This window comes from Clostridiales bacterium (genome assembly GCA_017569285.1).
Classification (GTDB): Bacteria; Bacillota; Clostridia; order Christensenellales; family Aristaeellaceae; genus Aristaeella.
The window spans coordinates 556,838-581,156 of sequence record CP069419.1; the positions used below are offsets into that span (position 1 = coordinate 556,838).

Annotated in this window: 18 protein-coding genes; 6 read left to right on the plus strand and 12 right to left on the minus strand. The window is 58.8% G+C overall.

Annotated features, from left to right (window positions below; genetic code table 11):
• Positions 1–43: 43 nt before the first annotated feature.
• The gene (locus JNO48_02525) at positions 44–3,187 is read right to left on the minus strand and encodes a DEAD/DEAH box helicase (protein ID QTE68804.1); all 3,144 of its coding nucleotides are present in this window, start codon (positions 3,185–3,187) and stop codon (positions 44–46) included.
• A gap of 363 nt (positions 3,188–3,550) precedes the next feature.
• Here JNO48_02525 and JNO48_02530 point away from each other — a divergent pair, with 363 nt between their 5' ends.
• The 4 genes from JNO48_02530 to JNO48_02545 all read left to right on the plus strand — a co-directional run bounded on the left by JNO48_02530 (position 3,551) and on the right by JNO48_02545 (position 8,023).
• Complete coding sequence (locus JNO48_02530; protein QTE68805.1) at positions 3,551–4,312, plus strand: transporter substrate-binding domain-containing protein; 762 nt, start codon at positions 3,551–3,553, stop codon at positions 4,310–4,312.
• 173 nt (positions 4,313–4,485) lie between these two features.
• Complete coding sequence (locus JNO48_02535; GenBank protein QTE69662.1) at positions 4,486–5,190, plus strand: amino acid ABC transporter permease; 705 nt, start codon at positions 4,486–4,488, stop codon at positions 5,188–5,190.
• 10 nt (positions 5,191–5,200) lie between these two features.
• Positions 5,201–5,929 carry an amino acid ABC transporter ATP-binding protein gene (locus JNO48_02540; GenBank protein QTE69661.1) on the plus strand — a complete coding sequence of 243 codons (729 nt, stop codon included), beginning with the start codon at positions 5,201–5,203 and terminating at the stop codon, positions 5,927–5,929.
• Between the two features lie 159 nt (positions 5,930–6,088).
• On the plus strand, positions 6,089–8,023 hold the full coding sequence (locus tag JNO48_02545; GenBank protein ID QTE68806.1) for a GGDEF domain-containing protein: 1,935 nt from the start codon (positions 6,089–6,091) through the stop codon (positions 8,021–8,023).
• A 63-nt stretch (positions 8,024–8,086) separates the two neighbouring features.
• On the opposite strand, the gene rplA is transcribed toward JNO48_02545, so the two are convergent.
• The 11 genes from rplA to JNO48_02600 form a co-directional block, all read right to left on the minus strand.
• Positions 8,087–8,776 carry a 50S ribosomal protein L1 gene (gene rplA / locus JNO48_02550; protein ID QTE68807.1) on the minus strand — a complete coding sequence of 230 codons (690 nt, stop codon included), beginning with the start codon at positions 8,774–8,776 and terminating at the stop codon, positions 8,087–8,089.
• Between the two features lie 74 nt (positions 8,777–8,850).
• The gene (rplK, locus tag JNO48_02555) at positions 8,851–9,276 is read right to left on the minus strand and encodes a 50S ribosomal protein L11 (GenBank protein QTE68808.1); all 426 of its coding nucleotides are present in this window, start codon (positions 9,274–9,276) and stop codon (positions 8,851–8,853) included.
• Between the two features lie 129 nt (positions 9,277–9,405).
• Entirely contained in the window at positions 9,406–9,942 is a 537-nt protein-coding gene (gene nusG, locus JNO48_02560) for a transcription termination/antitermination factor NusG (GenBank protein ID QTE68809.1), read from the minus strand.
• An 18-nt stretch (positions 9,943–9,960) separates the two neighbouring features.
• The gene (gene secE, locus JNO48_02565; GenBank protein ID QTE69663.1) at positions 9,961–10,230 is read right to left on the minus strand and encodes a preprotein translocase subunit SecE; all 270 of its coding nucleotides are present in this window, start codon (positions 10,228–10,230) and stop codon (positions 9,961–9,963) included.
• A gap of 78 nt (positions 10,231–10,308) precedes the next feature.
• Positions 10,309–10,470, minus strand: a complete 162-nt coding sequence (gene rpmG, locus JNO48_02570) for a 50S ribosomal protein L33 (protein ID QTE68810.1) — start codon at positions 10,468–10,470, stop codon at positions 10,309–10,311.
• A gap of 24 nt (positions 10,471–10,494) precedes the next feature.
• The gene (gene tuf / locus JNO48_02575) at positions 10,495–11,709 is read right to left on the minus strand and encodes an elongation factor Tu (protein QTE68811.1); all 1,215 of its coding nucleotides are present in this window, start codon (positions 11,707–11,709) and stop codon (positions 10,495–10,497) included.
• Between the two features lie 26 nt (positions 11,710–11,735).
• Positions 11,736–13,847 (minus strand): elongation factor G, encoded by a 2,112-nt coding sequence (gene fusA, locus JNO48_02580; GenBank protein ID QTE68812.1) that lies wholly within the window; start codon positions 13,845–13,847, stop codon positions 11,736–11,738.
• A gap of 57 nt (positions 13,848–13,904) precedes the next feature.
• Positions 13,905–14,375, minus strand: coding sequence for a 30S ribosomal protein S7 (gene rpsG / locus JNO48_02585; GenBank protein ID QTE68813.1), 471 nt, complete (start codon positions 14,373–14,375; stop codon positions 13,905–13,907).
• Positions 14,376–14,583: 208 nt separating this feature from the next.
• Positions 14,584–14,958 (minus strand): 30S ribosomal protein S12, encoded by a 375-nt coding sequence (rpsL, locus tag JNO48_02590; protein QTE68814.1) that lies wholly within the window; start codon positions 14,956–14,958, stop codon positions 14,584–14,586.
• A gap of 101 nt (positions 14,959–15,059) precedes the next feature.
• Positions 15,060–15,302: a ribosomal L7Ae/L30e/S12e/Gadd45 family protein gene (locus JNO48_02595; GenBank protein QTE68815.1), complete on the minus strand. Its 243-nt coding sequence runs from the start codon at positions 15,300–15,302 to the stop codon at positions 15,060–15,062.
• A gap of 183 nt (positions 15,303–15,485) precedes the next feature.
• On the minus strand, positions 15,486–16,472 hold the full coding sequence (locus JNO48_02600; GenBank protein QTE68816.1) for an MBL fold metallo-hydrolase: 987 nt from the start codon (positions 16,470–16,472) through the stop codon (positions 15,486–15,488).
• Between the two features lie 279 nt (positions 16,473–16,751).
• On the opposite strand from JNO48_02600, the gene rpoB reads away from it, so the two are divergent.
• Together rpoB and rpoC are read left to right on the plus strand one after the other, a co-directional pair.
• On the plus strand, positions 16,752–20,636 hold the full coding sequence (rpoB, locus tag JNO48_02605) for a DNA-directed RNA polymerase subunit beta (GenBank protein ID QTE68817.1): 3,885 nt from the start codon (positions 16,752–16,754) through the stop codon (positions 20,634–20,636).
• A 28-nt stretch (positions 20,637–20,664) separates the two neighbouring features.
• Entirely contained in the window at positions 20,665–24,234 is a 3,570-nt protein-coding gene (gene rpoC, locus JNO48_02610; GenBank protein QTE68818.1) for a DNA-directed RNA polymerase subunit beta', read from the plus strand.
• The last annotated feature ends 85 nt before the right edge of the window (positions 24,235–24,319 follow it).

A 24,319-nucleotide genomic window follows, 5' to 3' on the forward strand; every position in this document is an offset into this window, starting at 1 on the left:
CATACTTCTCCCGGATGTGCAAACCCGGCCTGCTTTTTGCATTTTACTCAAACAACCGCCGGATATCCTGTTCGCTCAGCGCGCCCAGGGCGGATTCTCCCGGGGTGATCAGCCGGTCAAACAGCGCTTTCTTGCGCGTCCCGAGCTCCACCACCTGCTCCTCAATGCTCTCGCCGGTCACCAGGCGGATCACCTGGACCTTGTGCTTCTGGCCGATGCGGTGGGCCCGGTCGGTAGCCTGGTCCTCGGTGGCCGGGTTCCACCACGGGTCATAGTGGATCACCAGGTCCGCGCCGGTCAGGTTCAGGCCGGACCCGCCGGCCCGCAGGCTGATCAGGAACACCTGTCCCTCCCCGGCGTTGAACCGTTCCGTCAGGCTCAGCCGGTCCCCGGCCGGGGTTTCCCCGTCCAGGTACATGGTGGAAAAGCCCTGCTCCTCCAGCCGGCGGCGCAGGATCTTCAGCATGCTCGTAAACTGGCTGAACAGCAGGATCCGCCGCCCGCTCCCGATCATGCCGGGAAGCACCTCCAGCAGCAGTTCCTCTTTGCCGCTTCCGCCCCGGTATTCATTCATGATCAGGGACGGATGGCAGCAGATCTGCCGCAGCTCCGTGATGGCGCTCAGCACCTCCATGCGGCCCTGCTGGATGCCCTTGGCTTCAATAATATTGTTCACCTTCGGCCGCAGCCGCTCCAGGGCCGCCCGGTAAATCCGGTTCTGCTCCGGCGTCATCTGCGCGGTCAGGGTGATTTCCATCTTCTCCGGCAGTTCTTCCAACACGTCCTGCTTCAGCCGCCGGGTCAGGAACGGCCGGATCCGCCGCAGCAGGTCCTCCGCGTTCTCCCCGTCCTGGTATTTCCGCAGGAAGGTGTTGTAGCCGGGCAGGTAGCCGGGCAGCACAAAATCAAACAGGCTCCACAGCTCCCCGATTCCGTTCTCCATGGGAGTACCGGTGAGGGCAAACCGGGTGTCGCCGCGCAGCTGTTTGGCTGCCTGGGCCGCCACGCTGCCCGCGTTCTTGATATTCTGGGCTTCATCCAGGATCAGGTACCGGAACGGGATATCCTTCAGCAGGTCGATATCCCGGCGGATCAGCGGATAGCTGGTGATGGCGATATCCACGTCCCCGTGCTCGGCAATGTGCCGGATCATCCCGGCGCGCTGCGCACCGGTGCCGTTCAGGATCACCGCGCTCATCTCCGGCGCGAAACGGCGGATCTCGCTCAGCCAGTTGTAGGTCAGCGACGTCGGGGCGACCACCAGGCTGGTGCGGCCGGTTTCCCGGGTAGCCTGCAGCAGGGCGATTACCTGGACTGTTTTTCCCAGTCCCATATCGTCCGCCAGGATCCCACCCATGTGCATGCGGTCCAGGGCATACATCCACTCATACCCGCGCATCTGGTAATCCCGCAGCGTCAGCCCGGGCGCCAGGGCAGGCGCCTGGATTCCCTGTTCCCCGTTCATCAGGGTCTCCGACATACGGCGGACGCTCTCGTCCGTTTCAATCGGGATTCCGCTGTTCTCCAGCATGCTGGCCAGGTAAGCCGCCCGATAGGCCCGCAGGGTGATCACGTCCCGCTCGGGTTCGCTCCCGTCGCGCACCGCCGCCTCATAGATCCCGGCGGCGGCTTCCTCCCAGTCCCCGAGGCTGCTCAGGTCCAGGAACTCCCCGCTCTTCAGCCGGAAATAGCGCCGCCTCCGGCTCAGCGCTTCGATGAGGTCCAGCAGTTCCTCCACCGGTTCGCCGTCCTTCAGCAGCATCAGCTCCAGCTTTTCCCCGTTCATTCGGATACTGCCGCTCAGCACCGGCCTCCGGGGCATAATGCGCCGGAAATCCCGGCTGAGGAATACCTCGCTGACCTCCTGCAGTTTTTTGACGCCCTCGCTGACAAAGCCAAACACTTCGTCGTTCCCGCTCAGGCGGATATTGTCCTTCCGGACGCGGAATCCCGCGTTCGCCAGGATCTCCAGCACCAGGTGCTCTCCCTCGGCATCCCGCAGCAGCAGCTTTTCGCCCTTGTCCAGGGCGATTTTCTTCTCCACCGGGGCAAACGGGTTCAGCACCACGTCGCCGTAATGGAACTGGATGGAAGCCGTAACGCTCTTCCCGTCCCGGTCCAGGTAAACTTCCGTCCGCAGCGGCATCCGGATCAGCCGCTGCCGCAGGTCCCCGCTGATTTCCACGGCGCCACGCAGTTTGAGGTACGGCAGCACCTCCCCGATCACCCGGTCGGTTTCCTCCAGCGGATAATCGAACAGGCACCTTCCTTCATACTGGTTTTTCCAGATCAGCAGGATCAGCTCCCGCTGGTTCTCCTCGGTCCGGATCAGGTTGCCGCCGGTCACCACCCAGGCGCAGTCTTCAGTTACCGGCAGCAGGTCTGCCGGCATCCGGGCCGCGGTCCGCAGCCCCCTCGGCCCGAGACTCATCTCAAACTGCAGGGCGATCGGTGCCCGCCGGATCTGGCGGCAGCGGATCACCTTTCCGTTGCTGTCCATAATCCGCAGCGCCGTTTCCCCGATACGCTCCAGGATTTCCCGGGTAAACGGATCGGGCAGGTGCACCAGCCGGGCGCCCGAGCCGGTCCGCTCCCCTTCCCGGCCGGCAAACAGCTTCCGCAGCACGTCCAGCACTCGCATATCATCCCGGGAAAAGCGCATCCATTCCGGCTGCCAGGTAAATTCCTTGCCGAACGCCAGCGTTTCCCCGGCATCGACAGCATTCAGGAACGCCCGGATATCCCGCACGACGTAAAGCTTGTTTTCGCCGGCGCGGAGTCCGATCCGTACCTCCTGCCCCGGCTTCTGGGGCAGCACCAGCGTCACTTCCAGCCGGACGTTCGGCTCGGAAGGCATCTGGCGCAGGATCAGGTCGGTCAGCCCGGCCGCGTTCCGGGGCGCGTTCTTCTTCAGCATGGCTTCCGGAATCCCCGCCCGTTCGGCAGCCAGCCATGCCGCCACCGCGTGCCGGCAGCACCCCCGCTGGGTAAACAGTTCGCAGTCGCAGTGCAGTACGAGGCTCCGTCCCAGCGTCACGGTCCGGGGCGGTTTCCCGGCAACGGTATACCGCACCATGGCGCTGTCCTGATCGCTGACGCGGACGCTGCCTGCCTCCTCCAGTTCCTTTCCGGCGGCGAATTCCTCGGCGCCGGCCAGCCGTTCCATCTGCATCGGATTCAGTCTCATCGCGGGTTCTCCTGTTCTCATCGTGCAAACTGCTAACCTATATAAATTCTCCCCTTTTCCGCTTTTTTCCTTTTACATTTTCAGAAAACGCACGGCTTTTTTCCGTTCTTTCCGCCCCGGAATCTCCCGGAAATATCCAGCGTATGCATATTCTTCCGGATTTAGTTGCATATTTATGCATCTGTATTGAATTGTCCGCCTGCTTTTTCGCAATTATACAGTAATGAATGCTATGTACAGACGAAAAACATTCAAAACATGAATAAAAATGCATTTTGCCGTTGACAGGGGAAAAACCCGGTGATATACTTGCACTGTTTTCAATCCCAGGAATTGTGAATCACGAAAGAGAGGCTGAAATCAATGAAAAAGAATCTGCTCGGAATCATCGCCCTGCTGCTGGCTATGCTGATGATCGGTACTGCCGCGGCTGAAACTGTGACCGTCGCATTCAACCCGGAATATCCCCCCTTCGAGTCTGTGGATGGTGAAAACTACGTCGGCTACGATGTGGACATGATCAATGCGATCGCTGAAAAAGCCGGTTTTGATGTCGAATTCGAAGCCATGGACTTCGACGCTGTCATCGCCGCGGTCATGACCAACAAAGACACCATTGGCGTTTCCGGCATCAGCATTACCGATGAGCGCAAGCTCAACGTCAATTTCTCCCAGGGCTATATCAACGCCGGCCTGATCGTTGTCATCAAAAAGGACAGCGGCTATGCTACCACGGAAGACCTGAAGGGCAAGGTCATCGGCGTCCAGCAGGGCACCACGAGCGATTTTGCCGCGGAAGAGATCACCGGTATGGAAAACGTCGCCCAGTACAAGACTTTCCTCAATGCCATCATGGACCTCCAGGGCAACAAGATCGACGCGGTCATCGTGGACAAGCCGGTCGGCATGGCCATTCTGGCTTCCCTGAATGACGCCACCCTGGAAATCGTGGATATGGGCCTGCAGGCTGACTGGTACGGCATCGAAGTCAACAAGGACAATGCTGAGCTCCTGGAGAAGATCGACAAGGCCATCGATGAACTGAAGGCCGAAGGCTTCTTCGAAGCGCTGGAAGAAAAGCACCTGACCAAGACCGAGTTCGACGCGGAGGAAGCGGCCGAATAAGCGTTCTGCCGGGTGGTACAAAGCCGTAGAGAAAATTTCTCTACGGCTTTGATCGATATAACAGTAAGGAGAATCCCATGACCATTTTTGAACAATGGTGGCAGCCGATTGAAGCCCTCGTCAAATCCGGGCAGCCGCTGAATTTCTTCCAGTCCCTTTACAAGGAAATCTATATGAACGCCATCTTCGGCGACCGCTGGCTCCAGTACCTGAACGGCCTGCTGGTCACCCTGGAGGTCAGCCTCCTGGCGATCATTTTCGGTACTTTATTGGGTACGATCCTCGCCGTCCTCCGGCTTCCCGAAGTAACGGAATACCGTTACCGCGGCACGGATCCCTTCAAAAAGCTGGGCAACTGGATCCTTCGCTTCCTGTGCGGCTTTGCGAAGTTCTATATTGACCTGATCCGCGGAACGCCGCTGCTGCTCCAGGTGCTGATTATCAACTTCGGAATCTTCGGCTCCATCCGCATCGAAAAGGTGATCGTTGGCGTCATCGCCTGCGGCATCAACAGCGCCGCGTATGTGGCTGAGATTGTCCGCGGCGGCATCATGTCCGTGGACAAGGGGCAAACCGAAGCAGGCCGTTCCCTGGGCTTCTCCGGAACCAAGACCATGTTCTGGATTATCCTCCCCCAGGCGGCCAAATCCGCCCTCCCCAGCCTGTGCAACGAGTTCATCGCCCTGATCAAGGAAACGTCCATCCTGTCCTATATCGCGCTGACGGAGCTCACCAAGGCCGGTGACTATATCCGGTCCAGGACGTATTCCGCCTTTACCCCGTATATTATCTCCGGTCTCCTTTACCTGCTCGTTACGATTGTACTGACCAAACTGATCGGGAAACTGGAAAGGAGGCTGCGTCAAAGTGACCACTGAGAATTCTGTTATCATCTCCGTCCGCAACCTGGCCAAGCATTTCAACGGCGGGGAGCTGCAGGCGCTCCGCGGTGTGGATGTGGATATCCATAAAGGCGAAGTGGTGGTAATCATCGGGCCTTCCGGCAGCGGCAAAAGCACTTTCCTGCGCTGCCTCAACCTGCTGGAACTGCCCACCGCCGGCGTCATTACCTTCGAGGGTACGGATATCACCGATCCCAAGGTCAATATCAATATCCACCGCCAGAAGATGGGCATGGTCTTCCAGCATTTCAACCTGTTCCCCCACATGACAGTCCTGGGAAACATGACACTGGCCCCGATCAAACTGCTGAAGAAATCCAAGGCTGAAGCTGAAAAAACCGCCATGTCCCTGCTGGAACGCGTCAACCTCGCCGACCGGGCAAACGCCTATCCCAGCCAGCTGTCCGGCGGCCAGAAGCAGCGCGTCGCGATTGTCCGTGCCCTTTGCATGGAGCCCCAGGTGATGCTCTTTGATGAGCCCACTTCCGCCCTGGATCCGGAGATGGTCGGCGAAGTGCTCGACGTAATGAAGGAACTGGCGCAGAGCGGGATGACCATGGTTTGTGTTACACATGAAATGGGATTTGCCCGTGAAGTAGCTGACCGCGTTCTCTTTTTTGACGAAGGGAAGCTCGTGGAGGAAGGGACCCCGGCCGAAATCTTTACTGCTGCCAAAGAGCAGCGTACCCGGGATTTCCTGAAGAAGGTCCTGTAATCTTCCGTTTCGGACCACTCTTCTATAAAACGAATAGAAAAAAGTATATTCCGGATGAAGGAATTACATATTGAGACGTAGAATATGTCTGTAAAGTAACTTTCAGTGCGTTATTCTCGTCTCATATTTCTTTGTTTCCGAAAAGGGAGTGGACATTCTGTGATTGCCGGAAAGCGGAAGACGATCGGCGTCTTCCTCTGCAAAGCCTATTCTGTCTTCGACAATGCGGTTTACGGGGTGCTGGAAGAGCTGTCCCGCAAGCTGGACTATGACGTGGTGGTTTTCTCCACGGTTGGTTACTTCGCCAGCCAGAATGAATACGACGCACAGGAGCGCCGCATGTTCTCCTTTGCGCCGATTGAGAAGCTGGACGGAATCCTGATGGCCCCGGACACCTATGAAATCGAAGGGTTCCGGGATGCCCTGCTGAACGAAATCCGCCGCCGGGCCGCCTGCCCGGTGGTGGCTGTCCGCCATTTCAGCGATGAGTTTGACTGCACCTACACGGATGAGGATATCACCATCCGTCCCCTCATCCGCCACCTGCTGGATGACCACGATCTGACGCAGATTGCGTTCCTCGCCGGGTATCCCGGCCATCCGGACAGCGAATTCCGCCTGGCAGCCTTCCGCCGGGAAATGGCCGACCATGGAATTGAAATTGATGATCAGCGGGACGTCTTCTATGGGAACATGTGGTATACCTGCAGTGAAGACGCTTACAGGCATTTCTTTGTGGATAATGAAGCCCCGCAGGCCGTGGTCTGCGCCAACGACTTCATGGCCGTCGGCCTGGAGCGGGAACTGGCCGGGCACGGCATCAAAGTGCCGGACGACGTGATCGTCACCGGCTATGACAACATACCGGATATTACGCTGGACTGTTCCACGCTGACCACGGTGGAGCAGGATTTCGAAGCCATGGTTCGCATGGGGTTTGAGGAGCTGGACCGCCAGATCCGTACCGGGGATTCCCCGGACCGGCATCATGATGTTCGCCGGATTCCGGTGCCCGGAAAGCTGATCTTTGGCGAAAGCTGCGGCTGCAGCGAGCGTCCGCAGGACCAGTACCGGGAGCTGAGCATCCTGCGTTCCGCCGAGGCGGACCGCCTGGGCGGCCGGGAAGTCAACATGACCTATTTCACCATTGAAACCAGCGCGGCGGATACCATCGAAGAGCTCCATGCCGCCCTGGACAAAAAGAAGGCAGACACCCCCATGATCCGGGATTTCTACCTCTGCCTGTTTGAGGAAAGCCGGAAAGCGGACGGGGAACGGATCTTTGCCGAGCAGATGACCGATACGGCCTGCCTGGTGCATTCCATGCGGGACAAGCAGGATAACGGAATGCCGATGATTTCCTTCAGCCGCCGGGACCTGCTTCCCCAGATGGCGGAGCGCGCAGATGAACCGCAGGTATTTTACCTGACGCTGCTGCACCAGCGGGAATTCAATTACGGCTATGCGGTATTCCATTATGACAGCGGCGAGCTCCCGACCGCCTTTTTCCAGCACTGGAGCGTAACGCTCTCCGGTGCGCTGCGGAACATCCACAACCGGGATGAACTGCGCCGCCTCTACGAAGAAAGGCGCCTCAGCAGCATCACGGACGTGCTCACGCGCCTGGATAACCGCCGCGGGATCATGGAAAAGGTAGAACCGCAGTGGAATACCCTCTGCTTGGAGCATGCAACCGTCGGCTTCATCTCCTTTGACCTGGACAACCTCAAGGGCGTCAACGACACCTACGGCCACCAGGCCGGGGATTTCGCCATCCGGCTGATCGCCGAGGCCATCCGTGGTTCCCTGCCGAAAAACGGCATCGGTGCACGGATGGGCGGTGATGAATTCCTCGTCTTCCTCCCCCGCACCAGTGAAATGGATACGAAGCGGTTTGTCCTTTCCTTTGAGCAGAAGCTCAGGGAACTCAACCTCCGGGAAGACCGTTCCTTTGAGGTCAGTGCCAGCTGCGGTGCCTATGTGACGTCACTGGAAAACGGCATGACATTTGAAGACTGCCTCCACCACAGCGACAAGATGATGTATCAGGTGAAGGAAAAGCACCGGGCAGCCAGGAAACTTCAATGCCGGTAAAGAAGTGAAAAGCATAGGAAAACGGGAAGCAGTTAACTGCTTCCCGTTCTTTTTCGGTTCTGATCAGAACTTCAGCGGATTGACACGCACGGAGGGACCCATGGTGCTGGAGAGATAAACACTCTTCATATAGGTTCCCTTCGCGGCAGCAGGCTTCGCCTTGTTGATCGCTTCCATCAGGACGTTCAGGTTCTCCTGCAGCTTTTCCTTGCCGAAGGAAACCTTGCCGATCGGGCAGTGGATAATCGCGGTCTTGTCGAGGCGGTACTCCACCTTACCGGCTTTGATATCCTTCACGGCCCGGGTGATGTCCATGGTCACGGTGCCGGACTTCGGGTTGGGCATCAGGCCCTTCGGGCCCAGCACACGACCGATGCGGCCGACCATACCCATCATATCAGGGGTGGCCACGCAGACGTCGAATTCGAACCAGTTCTCCTGCTGGATCTTCTGGATCATTTCTTCAGCGCCTACATAATCGGCACCGGCTTCTTCCGCTTCCTTGGCCTTGTCGCCCTTGGCGATGACCAGCACGCGGATGGTGCGGCCGGTTCCATGGGGCAGGACCACGGCGCCGCGGACCTGCTGGTCAGCATGGCGGGGGTCGACGCCCAGACGGACGGAGATTTCCACGGTCTCGTCGAACTTGGCCTTGCCGGTCTGTACAACCAGGTCAACGGCCTCTTCGGGATCGTACTGCTTCAGGTGGTCGATCAGCTTCAGGCTGTCGCTGTATTTCTTACCATGTTTCATTTGTTTCATTCCTCCCATGTGGTATTAGCGGCACATTGTCCTCCCACATTGATCAGGGGCTGCGCCCCGATTTGTTACTCTTCGACGGTCACGCCCATGCTGCGGGCGGTTCCGGCCACCATGCTCATGGCGGCTTCGATGCTGCCGGCGTTCAGGTCGGGCATCTTAATGGTAGCAATCTTACGGCACTGCTCCTTGGTCAGCTGGCCAACTTTTTCCTTGTTGGGACGGCCGCTGGCCTTCTGCAGGTTCAGTTCCTTCTTGATCAGCACGGGCGCCGGAGGCGTCTTGGTGATGAAGGTGAACGTACGGTCGGTGTAAACCGTGATCACCACGGGGATGATCATGCCGGCTTCCTTGGCCGTGCGGTCATTGAATTCCTTGCAGAATCCGGGAATGTTCACGCCGTGCTGGCCCAGCGCGGGACCGATCGGCGGAGCGGGTGTTGCCTTACCGGCAGGAACCTGCAGCTTGATATAAGCCTGTACTTTCTTTGCCATTTGAGTGGCACCTCCATAAATAAATGTGGTAGAGCGGAAGCCTCTGGCTTCCTCCCACGATCATGCAGGGGAGAGCCCCTTCCGGCGGCTCTTCCCCGTTGCATCGATTCGTTGCACAGGAGCGGGGAATCAGTTGTCTTTCTCGACCTGGTCGATATCCACTTCCACGGGCATTTCCCGGCCAAGGAACATCTGCACCTTGACGGTCAGCTTGCCGCGGACCGTGTCCACGTCTTCCACCACGCCGCTGAAATTTTCCAGAGGACCGGACAGAATCCGGACGTTTTCGCCGATCGCGAATCCGAAGTCGACGCTGGACTGCTCGGTATTGAGCATCATGTCCACTTCTTCCTGGGTCAGCGGAACAGGTTTGGAATCAGGACCCACAAAGCCCGTCACGCCGCGGGTATTCCGCACGACGTACCAGCTTTCGCTGGTCTCGATCATGTGCACCAGCACATAACCGGGATAAACCTTCCGGGTGCTTTTGACGCGCTTTCCGTTCCGGATCTCCATGACTTCTTCCATGGGAACGCGGACGTCCAGGATCAGGTCCTGCATTCCGTTGTTTTCAACGGACTTTTCCAGCGTGTCCTTCACCTTGTTCTCATAGCCGGAATAGGTGTGGATGACATACCAGCAGGCCTCTTTCTTGTTTTCAGCCATGACTGTCTCTCCTATGAATTACATGAGCAGATTGATAAGGGTGGTAGCGCCGGCGTCCAGCAGGCCGATGACGATGCCCATGAACAGCATGAACAGGAGAACGATCACGGAATAGTTGATCAGCTTCTTCTTGCTGGGCCAGGTGACCTTCTTCAGTTCATAGAACATGTTCTTGAAGGGCTTGCTGATCCGCTGGGGCAGTGCTTTGAACCAGTTCAGGATCTTGCTCAGTTTTCCTTCGCCGGCTTTTTTCACAGCCTTTTCAGCCTGTGCTTCGGCCTTCTTCACAGTTGTTTCCGCCTGTGCAGCCGCCTTCTTTACTTCAGACATCTTGTTCACATCCTCACAGCATCTGTTGATGTTGGATCACTTGGTCTCGCGATGAGTCGTGTGCTTCTTGCAGAAGGGGCAGTACTTCATGAGCTCAATGCGATCCGGGGTGTTCTTCTTGTTCTTCATGTTGTTGTAGTTGCGCTGCTTGCACTCGGTGCAGGCAAGGCAAACCTTGTTACGAGCGGCGTTTGCCATTTGGAATCCCTCCTGATAGATTGATTACTCGATGACCTTCGCCACAACGCCGGATCCCACAGTACGGCCGCCTTCACGGATAGCGAAGCGCAGTCCCTGTTCCATAGCGATGGGGGTGATCAGGGTGATTTCCATGTCGATGTTGTCGCCGGGCATCACCATTTCAACGCCTTCGGGCAGCTTGATGTTGCCGGTAACGTCCGTCGTCCGGAAATAGAACTGCGGACGATAGCCGTTGAAGAACGGGGTGTGACGGCCGCCTTCTTCCTTGGTCAGCACGTACACCTGGCCGATGCAGTGGGTGTGCGGATGGATGCTGCCGGGCTTCGCCAGAACCTGGCCGCGCTCGACTTCGTTCCGCTGAATACCACGCAGCAGCGCGCCGATGTTGTCGCCGGCTTCCGCCTGGTCCAGCAGCTTGTGGAACATTTCAACACCGGTAACAACCGTGCTGCGGGGCTTTTCCATCAGACCGACGATTTCAACCGCGTCAGATACCTTCACGGTACCGCGCTCAACACGGCCGGTAGCCACGGTGCCGCGGCCGGAAATGCTGAACACGTCTTCAACAGGCATCAGGAAGGGCTGGTCCGTCGCACGGGCGGGTTCCGGGATGTAGTTGTCAACAGCATCCATCAGTTCCCAGATGCACTTGCACTCGGGAGCGTTGTCCACGTCGGTGCCGCCGTTCTGGATGTACTCCAGGGCCTTCAGGGCGCTGCCCTTGATGATCGGGATGTCATCGCCCGGGAAGTCATAGCTGCTCAGCAGTTCGCGGATTTCCATCTCGACCAGCTCCAGCAGCTCTTCGTCGTCCATCATGTCCGTCTTGTTCATGAACACAACGATGTAGGGCACGCCAACCTGACGGGCCAGCAGGATGTGCTCACGGGTCTGGGGCATCGGGCCGTCGGGAGCGGAAACAACCAGGATCGCGCCGTCCATCTGCGCGGCACCGGTGATCATGTTCTTAACATAGTCAGCGTGGCCGGGGCAGTCCACGTGAGCATAGTGACGCTTCTTGGTCTCGTACTCAACGTGAGCGGTGTTGATGGTGATTCCACGTGCTTTTTCTTCGGGCGCCTTGTCGATTTCGTCGTAACGCATCGCCTGCGCTTCGCCCTTCAGGCTCAGCGTCATGGTGATCGCAGCGGTCAGGGTCGTCTTGCCGTGGTCAACGTGTCCGATCGTCCCGATGTTTACATGGGGCTTTGTCCGTTCATAATGTCCTTTCGCCATTGGGGTTTCCCTCCTTAAAATCCTTGTCAGGCATTAACTTTCTTGCCGATGATCTTTTCAGCGACGCTCTTCGGTACTTCCTCGTAGTGGTCAAACTGCATGGTGAACATGCCGCGGCCCTGGGTACGGGAACGAAGATCTGTCGTGTAGCCGAACATTTCGCTCAGCGGAACAAAGGCGTGAATAATCTGGTCTTGTGCACGCATTTCGGTGCCTTCCACCCGGCCGCGGCGGCTGGACACATTGCCCATCACGTCGCCCAGGTACTGGTCCGGAACGATGATCTCGACCTTCATCATGGGCTCCATCAGGCACGGATCCGCCTTACGCACAGCTTCCTTGAAAGCCATGCTGGCCGCGATCTTATACGCCATTTCGGAGGAGTCCACGTCGTGGTAGGAACCGTCGGTAACCGCCGCCTTGAAGTTGACCACTTCGTAGCCGGCAATCGCGCCGCTCTTGGCCGCTTCCTGGATTCCCTGGTCGATGGGGCTGATGAATTCCTTCGGAATCACGCCGCCGACGATCCGGCTCTCGAACTCGTATCCCTTGCCGGGCTCCTGGGGTTCGATCTCAATCCAGCAGTGACCGTACTGGCCGTGGCCGCCGGTCTGGCGCACGTAGCGTCCTTCGGCTTTCGCGGGTTTCCGGATGGTTTCCTTGTAGGTAACCTGGGGCTTGCCCACGGTTGCCTCAACCTTGAATTCGCGCAGCAGGCGGTCCACAATGATTTCAAGATGCAGCTCACCCATGCCGGCGATGATCGTCTGTCCGGTCTCCTGGTTGGTGTAGGTCTTGAAGGTCGGATCCTCTTCAGCCAGCCGCTGAAGCGCGTACGTCATCTTCTCCTGACCGGCTTTGGTCTTGGGCTCGATGGCAACTTCGATCACGGGATCCGGGAAGACCATGCTTTCCAGGATGATCTGGTGGTTTTCATCGCACAGGGTATCGCCCGTGGTCGTGTCCTTCAGGCCGACCGCGCCGGCGATTTCACCGGTATAGATGGTATCCACCTCTTCCCGGTGATTGGCGTGCATCAGCATAATGCGGCTCATGCGTTCCCGCTTCTGCTTGGTGGAATTCATCACGTAATTGCCGGCAGCGAGTGTGCCGGAATATACGCGGAAGAATGCGAGTTTCCCGACAAAGGGGTCAACCATGATTTTGAACGCAAGCGCGGAGAAGGGTTCGTCATCGGAGGGATGCCGTTCCATCTTCTTCTCGGGATCGTCCGGGTCCACGCCGTCGATGGCGGGAATGTCCAGCGGGCTGGGCATGTAGTCGATCACCGCGTCCAGCAGCGGCTGAACGCCCTTGTTGCGGTAGCTGGTACCGCACAGCACGGGGTTCATCGTGCAGGCGATGGTGCACTTGCGGATGGCCGTCCGGATCTCTTCTTCGGTCAGTTCGCCGCCCTCCAGGTATTTCTCCATCAGGGCGTCGTCTGTTTCCGCGACCTTTTCGATCAGGTTCGCACGGTACTCTTCGGCCAGTTCCTGCATATCCGCGGGAATGTCCTCGTCCCGGACGTCCTGTCCCAGGTCGTCATAGTAGACCTCTGCGCGCATCCGGACCAGGTCGATGATCCCGCGGAAGGTGTTCTCCTTGCCGATGGGAAGCTGGATCGGTACCGCATTCGCGCCGAGACGGTCCTGCATCATGCTCACAACGCGGTAGAAATCAGCGCCGGTGATGTCCATCTTGTTGACGTACGCCATGCGGGGAACATGATAGGTCTCCGCCTGCTTCCACACGGTCTCGCTCTGGGGTTCCACACCGCCCTTGGCGCAGAAGACGCTTACAGCGCCGTCCAGCACGCGCAGGCTGCGTTCCACCTCGACGGTAAAGTCCACATGACCGGGGGTGTCAATGATGTTGATCCGATACTGTTTCTTGGCGTTGGTCGGGTCATGGGGATCATGCCAGAAGCAGGTGGTGGCAGCCGAAGTGATCGTGATGCCGCGTTCCTGTTCCTGGACCATCCAGTCCATGGTGGCCGTTCCTTCGTGGGTTTCACCGATGCGGTAATTCTTGCCCGTATAGAACAGGATCCGCTCGGTGGTAGTGGTTTTTCCGGCATCGATATGAGCCATGATACCGATGTTCCGGACTCTTTCAAGTGGGTGGCTTCTGGGCATACTTGGCTTTTGCTCCTTTCGTCCTGCGGCCGGTTCATGCCGCGGAACACAGATTGATTACCAGCGATAGTGAGCGAATGCCTTGTTGGCCTCGGCCATACGGTGCATTTCCTCTTTACGCTTGACGGCAGCGCCGGTGTTGTTCGCGGCGTCCATCAGCTCTCCGGCAAGACGCTCAGCCATGGTCTTCTCACCGCGCTTCCGGGCGAAATCCACGATCCAGCGCAGGGCCAGGGTCTGGCGGCGTTCCGGACGGATCTCGATCGGGACCTGGTAAGTGGCACCGCCCACGCGGCGGGCCTTGACTTCCAGCTGGGGCGCGACGTTGTTCAGGGCTTCCTGGAAAACGTCGGTCGCCGGCTTGCCGGTCTTTTCGGCAACGGTCTCAAAAGCCTGGTAGCAGACGTTCTGCGCAACTCCGCGCTTCCCGTCCAGCATAATCTGATTGATCAATTTGGTAACAACTGTCGTCCCGTGTACGGGATCCGGCAGTACTTCACGTTTCGGTACAAAACCGCGACGGGGCATAGGTTTCCCTCCTCAATTCTTTTCCTGATGTAAGTGCTTTGGCTTCCTCTTCCTCCGACCCTGTGTCAGCATCACGGGGTCCCGGCCGCGAATAGGCCGGATGCGGCTGCCGCTCCTGTTCTCCCGTCCGGAATTCCTGTTCCGAAGAACTCCGGCAGGATCACCTGCGGCTCAGCCCGCCTTTCGGACTGCGTCGGCAGCTGGTGACTTACTTCTTCGGGCGCTTCGCGCCATACAGGGAACGCGCCTGCATCCGCTTGGCCACACCGGCGGTATCCAGAGCACCGCGGATGATGTGATAACGAACGCCGGGCAGGTCCCGAACACGGCCGCCGCGGATCAGCACAACGCTATGCTCCTGCAGGTTGTGGCCGATACCGGGGATGTAGCAGGTACCTTCGATGGAGTTCGTCAGGCGGATTCTCGCGATTTTCCGCAGGGCGGAGTTCGGCTTTTTCGGCGTCTGTGTCTTGACGCTCAGGCACACACCGCGCTTCTGGGGGCAACCCTGCAGAATCGGAGCGGTGGGCTTTTTGGCAGCCCGTTCACGTCCCTTACGGACAAGCTGATTAATTGTGGGCATTACAGCACCTCCTGAATGATATCCTCAAGATCCCGCAACCCTCAGGATCTGGAAGGCATAGTGGGCGGATTCCTTCATCTTATAATATGAAGCGGGGCATCTCACCGGAGCAGGCCGGCCGCGGCCGTGGGTACGTCCACACCGCAGACCATTCCGAGCTCTTTCATCGACGCCACCCGTACGCAGGGAACCCCGGCGCTTTCCGCGCCCCGGACCACCTGCTGGTAGATGAACGTGTCCGCATCGCTGCCGACATACACCCGGGAGACGGTTCCGGCCTTCAGCGCACGGAGCACCTGCTTCATTCCGACAACCTTGCGGCCGCCCGCTTTCAGCATTTCCATCCGTCGAAGACCTCCTTCCCGTTCCGGAAAAGGGCGCCTCAAAAAGAGCGCACTTCACCCGGGGCATGATGCAACTCGACTATCATATCATTGAATCGCATCGTTGTCAACGCCTTTGTCGCTTTCCACAGGCAAAAAAATATGCCGGACAGTTCCCGCCGCCCGGCATATGCGTCTGTATTTTTACCGGATCTTCCCGACCCGGTCCTGCGGGACCTGTTCCACAATCCAGTGCTCCCCGTCGGTGACCAGGTGGAGATATACCCCGGTCTGGTTCGTATAGATATACGGGATGCCTTTTGCAGCCAGGTAGCGGACCCCGCCCCAGTCCGGAACCGTCTTGTTGGTGATGATGGCCGCCTCCGGACTTACCGCCCGCAGGAAATCATCCTCCAGGGGGGTCTTTCCGTGATGGGGATACTTCAGCAGGTCCGCCTTCAGGGCGGATGCCGGTACCCGGCTGAGGAGGTTTGCCTGTCCGCTCCGCTCCATATCCGCGGTGAACAGGATCGTCCGTTCCCCGTACCGGACCAGGGTCTGTGCACTCTGGTTGTTCATATCCAGGGACGGATCCGTGTTGCACCAGAACTTCAGGGTCACCGATCCGTCGCCCATCGCGAATTCACTGCCGTCCCGGAATTCCGCCACGCGGATTCCGTTTTCCTCCGCGTAGGTCAGCGCGCGGATCATATGCTCTGTGGAGGCGCCGCCGAAGCAGATCCGCAGTTCCTCCACCTTCGCGGTTTCATCGGTAATCCGGAGTCCGTTCAGATGGTCATGATGCGGGTGGGTATTGAAAAGTTTCCGGATCCGGTCGATTCCGAGCCAGCTGATCAGTTCAGCCCCCCGGGCGCCGTTTTTTTCATCCCCGCAGTCAATCAGCCAGGTCTCCCCCTGGAAGATGAGGATGGCTTCATCCGCGTTCATGATATTCGGAAACCAGATGTGGAGAAGATCCGCATCCATCGGGAAATGAAAACCGGCGTCCGCCCCCGGATCCGCCACACAGTTGATCACTGCGGGCATTACGGGGGTGGGCTCCGGTTCCGGCCGGGCGATCCGGACCGGCGCGGGCGCTTCCGGTCCGGGAGATGCGGGGATTCCTTCCCCGAACGCCGTTCCTCCCAGAAACAGTCCCACGGCAGTCAGCAGTCCCAGCAGTCTTCTCAAAACGGTTCTCTCCAGTTCGCAGCCGGCATCCTCTTTCCGGATCCGGCTGAAAGAATCTTTTCCTTATTAATATTAAAAAAAGAGCATATTATCCGACATTTTTCCGTTGACAATTCCCTCTTGCCATGATAAACTTTACAATTGCATCAGTATCGTCTTGGTGGTTTTTGGAGGGTTTCGGATGGGGTTATTTTACACAGGTTCTGTGTGAATTGCAAGTCCGATTTTCAAGTCCCGAAGGCGGTCCTGTGCGGACAGAATAAGGGGTGATTTCATAACATGGTACACGAGGTCCACATGGGGAAGCTCCGTCAGCGTATGAGCTTCTCGCGCATTGATGAAGTTCTCGAAATGCCCAACCTGATCGAAGTGCAGAAGAACTCCTATCAACGCTTTCTCGATACCGATCTCCGCGAAGTTCTGAACGACGTATCCCCCATTACCGACTATAATGGGAATCTCGTCCTGGAATTCGTGGACTACTCTCTCGACGAACCGAAAAACTCTGTCGCCCGCTGCCGGGAACGGGACATGACTTACGCCGCCCCGCTCAAGGTCTTTGTTCGCCTGAAGAACAAGGAAACCGGCGAGATCAAGGAATCTGACGTCTTCATGGGTGACTTCCCCCTGATGACCGAGCACGGAACCTTCATCATCAATGGTGCGGAGCGCGTCATTGTCAGCCAGCTGGTCCGTTCCCCGGGCGTCTATTTCGACGTAGCCCTGGACAAGGCCGGCAAGCCGCTGTATTCCTCCCAGATTATCCCGAACCGCGGTGCCTGGCTGGAATATGAGACAGACTCCAACGACGTTCTCTGGGTCCGGATCGACCGCGCCCGGAAACTCCCGATCACCGTGATCCTCCGTGCGCTGGGCTATGGCACTGACGCCGAAATCATCGACCTGATGGGCGAGGATGAGCGGCTGATGTCCACCCTCCAGAAGGGTGACAACGCGAAGTCCCGCGAAGAGGGCCTGATCGAGATCTACAAGCGCCAGAAGCCGGGCGAGCCCGCCAGCATTGAAAGCGCCACCAATCTGTTCAATTCCCTGTTCTTTGACCCCAAGCGCTACGACCTGATGCGCGTGGGCCGCTATAAGTATAATAAGAAGCTTTCCATCGCCACCCGGATCCACAACCACGTGGCGGCTGAGGATATCATCAATCCCCAGACCGGCGAGGTCATGATCAAAAAAGGCGATACCATCCCGCTGAGTGTTGCGCGTGAAATCCAGAACGCCGGTGTCAACTCTGTGCTGCTGGACTGCGACGGCAATATCCGCAAGGTGGTCGGCAACAACTTTGTGGACGCTTCCGTTTACCTGCCCTTCGACCCGAAGGAAGCGGGCATCCTGGAAATGGTCCACTACCCCACCCTGATGGAAATCAAGAATTCCGTCAGCGAGGATCAGCTGTTTGAAGCGGTGAAGGAGAATGTCGCGGCTCTGGTGCCGAAGCACATCATCCCGGATGACATCGTTTCTTCCATCAACTATATGCTGGGCCTGCCCTTCGGCATCGGCACCACCGATGATATCGACCACCTGGGCAACCGCCGCCTGCGCAGCGTCGGCGAGCTCCTGCAGAACCAGATCCGGATCGGCCTGAGCCGCCTGGAGCGCGTGGTTCGCGAGCGGATGTCCATCCAGGACAGCGGCGACATCAAGCCCGGCGACCTGATCAACATCCGTCCGGTCAGCGCCGCCATCAAGGAATTCTTCGGTTCCTCCCAGCTGTCCCAGTTCATGGACCAGCCGAACCCCCTGGCCGAGCTGACCCACAAGCGCCGCCTGAGCGCCCTGGGCCCCGGCGGCCTGAACCGTGACCGTGCTTCCTTCGAAGTCCGCGACGTGCACTACAGCCATTACGCGCGGATCTGCCCGATCGAGACGCCTGAAGGTCCGAACATCGGTCTGATCGGTTCCCTGGCCACCTATGCCCGGATCAATGAATACGGCTTCATCGAAGCGCCCTACCGCCGTGTGGACAAGGAAAACGGCCGTGTGCTGGATGAAATCGACTACATGACCGCCGATGAGGAAGACCTGTTCAAGGTCGCCACGGCCAACGAACCCCTGAATGAAGACGGCACCTTTGTCCACGACCGGATCACGGTCCGTGACAAGGCCGAAATCGTCGAGGTTCCCGTTTCCCAGGTGGACTTCATCGACGTCAGCCCCCGCCAGGTCGTGTCCGTGGCCACCGCCATGGTTCCCTTCCTGGAAAACGACGACGCGACCCGCGCCCTGATGGGCTCCAACATGCAGCGCCAGGCGGTGCCGCTGCTGGTGCCTGAAGCGCCCCTCGTCGCCACCGGTATGGAATACCGTGCCGCCCACGACTCCGGCGTGGTCCTCCTCGCGAAGGAAGACGGCGTCGTGGAAACCGTGGATGCCGACCATATCGTGATCCGCGACAACTTCGGCGAGCGCCATACCTACCTGCTCACCAAGTTTGCCCGTTCCAACCAGTCCACCTGCATCAACCAGCGCCCGGTGGTTTCCGCCGGCCAGAAGATTGAAAAGGGTGACCTCCTGGCGGACGGTCCTTCCACCGAGAAGGGTGAAATCGGCCTGGGCCGCAATGCCCTCATCGGTTTCATGACCTGGGAAGGCTACAACTACGAGGACGCGGTCCTGCTTTCCGAAAAGCTGGTCAAGGAGGATATCTACACCTCCATCCATATTGAAGAGTTCGAGTCCGAAGCCCGCGAAACCAAGCTGGGGCCGGAAGAAATCACCCGGGACATCCCGAACATTTCCGACGACGCCATTAAGGACCTGGATGAAGGCGGTATCGTCCGCATCGGTGCGGAAGTTCATGCCGGCGACATCCTGGTCGGTAAGGTAACCCCCAAGGGCGAAACCGAGCTGACCGCTGAAGAGCGCCTGCTGCGCGCCATCTTCGGCGAGAAAGCCCGCGAAGTCCGGGATACCTCCCTGCGCGTGCCCCACGGTGAGGGCGGCATCGTCGTCGATGTCAAAGTCTTCACCCGGGAAAACAAGGACGAGCTCTCCCCCGGCGTCAACGAAATGGTGCGCATCTACATCGCCCAGAAGCGGAAGATCTCCGTCGGCGACAAGATGGCAGGCCGCCATGGCAACAAGGGCGTTGTTTCCCGGATTCTCCGCGAAGAGGATATGCCCTTCCTGCCGGACGGCACTCCCCTGCAGATCGTGCTGAACCCGCTGGGCGTTCCCTCCCGTATGAACCTCGGACAGGTGCTGGAAGTGCACCTGGGCCTGGCCTGCCGCGCACTGGGCTGGCACATTGCCACCCCCGTCTTCGACGGCGCAACCTACGAGGAAATCCTGGAGCATCTCGAAAAGGCGGAAGCCAAGATGGCCGCTCCCGAAGACCTGAACGATCCGCATGTGACGGAGTATCACTTCCACAACGGCAAGCCTCTCCGCCTGGACCTGGATGAGGAAGGCAAAGCGCTCTTCCGCCAGGGCAAGATCCGCGTGCGGGACGGCCGGACCGGCGACTATTTCGAAAACCCCGTCACCGTCGGTATCATGTACTTCCTGAAGCTGCATCACCTGGTGGACGACAAGATGCACGCCCGTTCCACCGGTCCCTACAGCCTCGTGACCCAGCAGCCCCTGGGCGGTAAAGCCCAGTTCGGCGGACAGCGCTTCGGTGAAATGGAAGTCTGGGCGCTGGAAGCCTACGGCGCCGCGAACACCCTGCAGGAGATCCTGACCGTCAAGTCCGACGATACCGTCGGCCGTGTCAAGACCTACGAAGCGATCATCAAGGGCCAGAACATTCCGACCCCCGGTGTTCCCGAGAGCTTCAAGGTCCTGCTGAAGGAAATGCAGGCCCTGAGCCTGGATGTCCGCGTGCTGGATGCCCAGAAGAACGAGATCGAAATCCCCGAGCTGGATCCGGAAGACCTGCCCCAGCCCGAACCTTCCTTCCGTCCCGCCGCCGCGGCTCCTTCTGCGGAAGAGCTGCCTGAAGGCGCCGGTGAAGCGGAATCCGAAGAGGATATCGACCAGGCCGCCGATGAAGCCTTCAGCATGTCCGAAGATGATCTGGATCTGGGCGGCAGCGATGCTGATTCCGCTTTCGATCTGGAAGACGCTGACATGGAAGATCTGGAAGACTTCAGCGTGGAAGATCTTTCCGACCTGAACCTTGACGACGATGACATCTGATCTGTAATAAAGAAGGGAGATGCCCCTTTTGTTCGAACTTTCTAACCTCGATTCCATTCAGATCGGTATGGCTTCCCCGGAGCAGATTCTCGCCTGGTCCCACGGTGAAGTCACCAAGCCTGAAACCATCAACTACCGCACCCTGAAGCCCGAACGGGACGGTCTGTACTGCGAACGCATCTTCGGACCCACCAAGGACTGGGAATGCAACTGCGGTAAGTATAAGCGGATCAAGTTCAAGGATAAGGACAAGATCTGCGACAAGTGCGGCGTGCAGGTTACCCGCGCCAAGGTGCGCCGGGAGCGGATGGGCCACATTCAGCTGGCCGCCCCTGTCAGCCATATCTGGTATTTCAAGGGAATCCCCAGCCGGATGGGCATGCTGCTGGATATTTCTCCCCGTAACCTGGAGAAGGTCCTGTACTTTGCCAACTTCATCGTGCTGGATCCCGGCAACGCGGAAGAAACCGGCCTGAAGCGGCTGGAGCTGATCAATGACGCGCGCTACCGCGAAATCGAAGCCCGCTGCGGCAAGGGTTCCTTCGTCGCCAAAATGGGTGCCGAAGCGATCCGTGACCTGCTGCTGGAGCTGGACCTGGACAAGCTGTCTGCTGAACTGAAAGCGGAAGTGGCCCAGCTGACTGAAAAGGAACGCGACCGCGAAACCGAAGGCCAGAAGCGTGCCCGTGCGGTGAAGCGCCTGGAAGTGGTCGAATCCTTCCGTACCAGCCATAACAAGCCGGAATGGATGATCCTGACCGTCGTTCCCGTCATTCCCCCGGACCTGCGTCCCCTGATCCAACTCGACGGCGGCCGTTTTGCCACCTCCGACCTGAACGATCTGTACCGCCGGGTCATCAACCGGAACAACCGCCTGAAGCGGCTGCTGGAGCTGGGCGCTCCGGACATCATCGTCCGCAACGAAAAGCGCATGCTGCAGGAATCTGTGGACGCCCTGATTGACAACGGCCGCCGCGGCCGTCCCGTCACCGGTCCCGGAAACCGCGCCCTGAAGTCCCTGTCGGACCTGCTGCGCGGTAAACAGGGTCGTTTCCGCCAGAACCTGCTCGGTAAGCGTGTCGACTATTCCGGCCGCAGCGTTATCGTGGTCGGTCCTGAGCTGAAGCTGTACCAGTGCGGCCTGCCGAAGGAAATGGCGCTGGAGCTGTTCAAGCCCTTCGTCATGGAACGGCTGGTCACCCTGAAGTATTCCCACAATGTAAAGTCCGCCAAGCGAGCCGTGGACAAGGTGCGTCCGGAAGTCTGGGACATCCTGGAGGAAGTCATCCGCGACCATCCCGTCCTGCTGAACCGTGCGCCCACGCTGCACCGCCTGGGCATCCAGGCATTCGAGCCTGTGCTGGTTGAGGGCAAGGCCATCAAGCTGCATCCCCTCGCCTGTACCGCGTTCAACGCTGACTTCGACGGCGACCAGATGGCCGTCCACGTACCGCTTTCCATGGAAGCCCAGGCGGAAGCCCGCTTCCTGATGCTGGCCCATAACAACATCCTGAAGCCGCAGGACGGCCGCCCGGTCATCTCGCCCTCCCAGGACATGGTTATCGGCTGCTACTACCTCACGATTATCAACGAGAACGCCAAGGGAGCCGGCCGGATCTTCTCCTCCGAGGATGAAGCCATCATGGCCTACTCCATGGGTCAGATCACGCTCCAGTCCCCCATCAAGGTCCGCATCACGCGCACCTTCAAGGGTGAGACCGGCAGCCGCCTGATCGACACCACCCTCGGCCGCCTGATCTTCAACGACGCCCTGCCGCAGAACCTGGGCTTCCGGAAACGGGAATGCCTGGACGATATGTTCGCGCTGGAAGTGGACGAGCTGGTCGGCAAGAAGCAGCTGTCCAAGATCGTGGACCAGTGCTTCCATACGCAGGGTGAACACCGCACCGCGCAGGTGCTCGACGCCATCAAGGCGCTGGGCTTCAAGTATTCCACGGTCGGTGCCATCACCGTTTCCGTGTCGGACATCAAGGTGCCCGCCTGCAAGGAAACCATGCTGGCCGAGGCGGATGAAGCCGTCCGCAAGGTCAACAACCTGTATCGCCGCGGTCTTCTGTCCGAGGATGAACGCTACAACCGCGTCATCAACATCTGGACGGAATGCACCAACAACGTGAAAAACCAGATCCTGCCGAACCTGGATGAGTTCAACCCCATCCGCATGATGACCGACTCCGGCGCCCGCGGTTCTTCCGCGCAGGTATCCCAGCTGGCCGGCATGCGCGGCCTGATGGCCTCTCCTTCCGGTAAGACCATTGAGCTGCCGATTCGTGCAAACTTCCGTGAGGGCCTGACGGTGCTGGAATTCTTCCTCTCCTCCCACGGTTCCCGGAAATCCCTGGCTGATACCGCCCTCCGTACTGCGGACTCTGGTTACCTGACCCGCCGTCTGGTGGACGTTTCCCAGGAAGTCATCGTTCGCGAGGAAGACTGCTTCGCAGCCCGCGGAGAACGCGTACGCGGCATCCAGATCGGCGAACTCATGAGCGGCAAGCAGTCCATTGAATCTCTGGAAGACCGCCTGCGCAGCCGCACCGCCGCCGAGGATATCATTGATCCCGCCACCGGCGAAGTGCTGGTCCGCATGAATGAGCCAATCGATTACCGTATGGCGCATGAGATTGTGTCCCGCGGCATCAAGAAGGCCATGGTCCGTTCCGTCCTCACCTGCCGCACCGAAAACGGTGTCTGCGCCCGCTGCTACGGCGAGAATATGGCCCACGGCGGCAAGGTGGATGTCGGTGAAGCGGTCGGTATCATTGCAGCCCAGGCTATCGGTGAACCCGGTACCCAGCTGACCATGCGTACCTTCCATACCGGCGGTATCGCCGGCGCGGACGACATCACCCAGGGTCTTCCCCGCGTCGAGGAACTCTTCGAAGCCCGGAAGCCGAAGCGGGATGCCATCCTGGCGGAGATCGCCGGTACGGTTTCCATGCAGGAGACCAAGAAGCGCCGTGAACTGGTCATTACCTCTGATGAAGATCCCAAGGACACCAAGTCCTACCAGATCACCTACGGTTCCCGCCTGAAGGTTGCCGAAGGCGACCATGTGGAAGCCGGTGATGAACTGACCGAAGGCTCCATCAACCCGCACGACCTGCTGCGGATCCTGGGTGTCAAGGCCGTTCAGGAATACCTGCTCAAGGAAGTCCTCTCCGTCTACCGCCTGCAAGGCGTTGGCGTGAGCGATAAGCACATCGAAATCATCATCCGCCAGATGCTCCGGAAAGTCCGGGTGGAGGAAAGCGGAGATACCGATCTGCTGGCCGGCTCCCTGGTGGATATCTTCCGCTTTGAGGAAGCCAACCGCAAGGCCATCATGGAAGGCGGAAATCCCGCCGTGGCAAAGCGTATCCTGCTGGGCATCACCAAGGCTTCCCTGGCCACGGAAAGCTTCCTGTCCGCTGCGTCCTTCCAGGAGACCACGCGCGTCCTGACCGAAGCCGCCATCCGCGGCAAGGTCGATCCGCTGATCGGTCTGAAGGAGAACGTCATCCTGGGCAAGCTGATTCCGGCCGGTACCGGCATGAAGCGCTACAAGGATATCACCATCAAGGATTCCTACAACTTCTGATGAAGCCAAGGAGGCAGGATAACCTGCCTCCTTTCCTTCTGCCTTTTTTCGTTGCATGTGAAAAGCCCGAACCGGATCGGTTCGG

What these genes read in the sequence shown, in the direction of transcription:
- JNO48_02525 (QTE68804.1), bottom strand. Translation starts at nt 3,187, where the DNA reads ATGAGACTGAATCCGATGCAGATGGAACGGCTGGCCGGCGCCGAGGAA.
- JNO48_02530 (QTE68805.1), top strand. Translation starts at nt 3,551, where the DNA reads ATGAAAAAGAATCTGCTCGGAATCATCGCCCTGCTGCTGGCTATGCTG.
- JNO48_02535 (QTE69662.1), top strand. Translation starts at nt 4,486, where the DNA reads ATGAACGCCATCTTCGGCGACCGCTGGCTCCAGTACCTGAACGGCCTG.
- rplA (QTE68807.1), bottom strand. Translation starts at nt 8,776, where the DNA reads ATGAAACATGGTAAGAAATACAGCGACAGCCTGAAGCTGATCGACCAC.
- rplK (QTE68808.1), bottom strand. Translation starts at nt 9,276, where the DNA reads ATGGCAAAGAAAGTACAGGCTTATATCAAGCTGCAGGTTCCTGCCGGT.
- nusG (QTE68809.1), bottom strand. Translation starts at nt 9,942, where the DNA reads ATGGCTGAAAACAAGAAAGAGGCCTGCTGGTATGTCATCCACACCTAT.
- rpmG (QTE68810.1), bottom strand. Translation starts at nt 10,470, where the DNA reads ATGGCAAACGCCGCTCGTAACAAGGTTTGCCTTGCCTGCACCGAGTGC.
- tuf (QTE68811.1), bottom strand. Translation starts at nt 11,709, where the DNA reads ATGGCGAAAGGACATTATGAACGGACAAAGCCCCATGTAAACATCGGG.
- fusA (QTE68812.1), bottom strand. Translation starts at nt 13,847, where the DNA reads ATGCCCAGAAGCCACCCACTTGAAAGAGTCCGGAACATCGGTATCATG.
- rpsG (QTE68813.1), bottom strand. Translation starts at nt 14,375, where the DNA reads ATGCCCCGTCGCGGTTTTGTACCGAAACGTGAAGTACTGCCGGATCCC.
- rpsL (QTE68814.1), bottom strand. Translation starts at nt 14,958, where the DNA reads ATGCCCACAATTAATCAGCTTGTCCGTAAGGGACGTGAACGGGCTGCC.
- JNO48_02595 (QTE68815.1), bottom strand. Translation starts at nt 15,302, where the DNA reads ATGGAAATGCTGAAAGCGGGCGGCCGCAAGGTTGTCGGAATGAAGCAG.
- rpoB (QTE68817.1), top strand. Translation starts at nt 16,752, where the DNA reads ATGGTACACGAGGTCCACATGGGGAAGCTCCGTCAGCGTATGAGCTTC.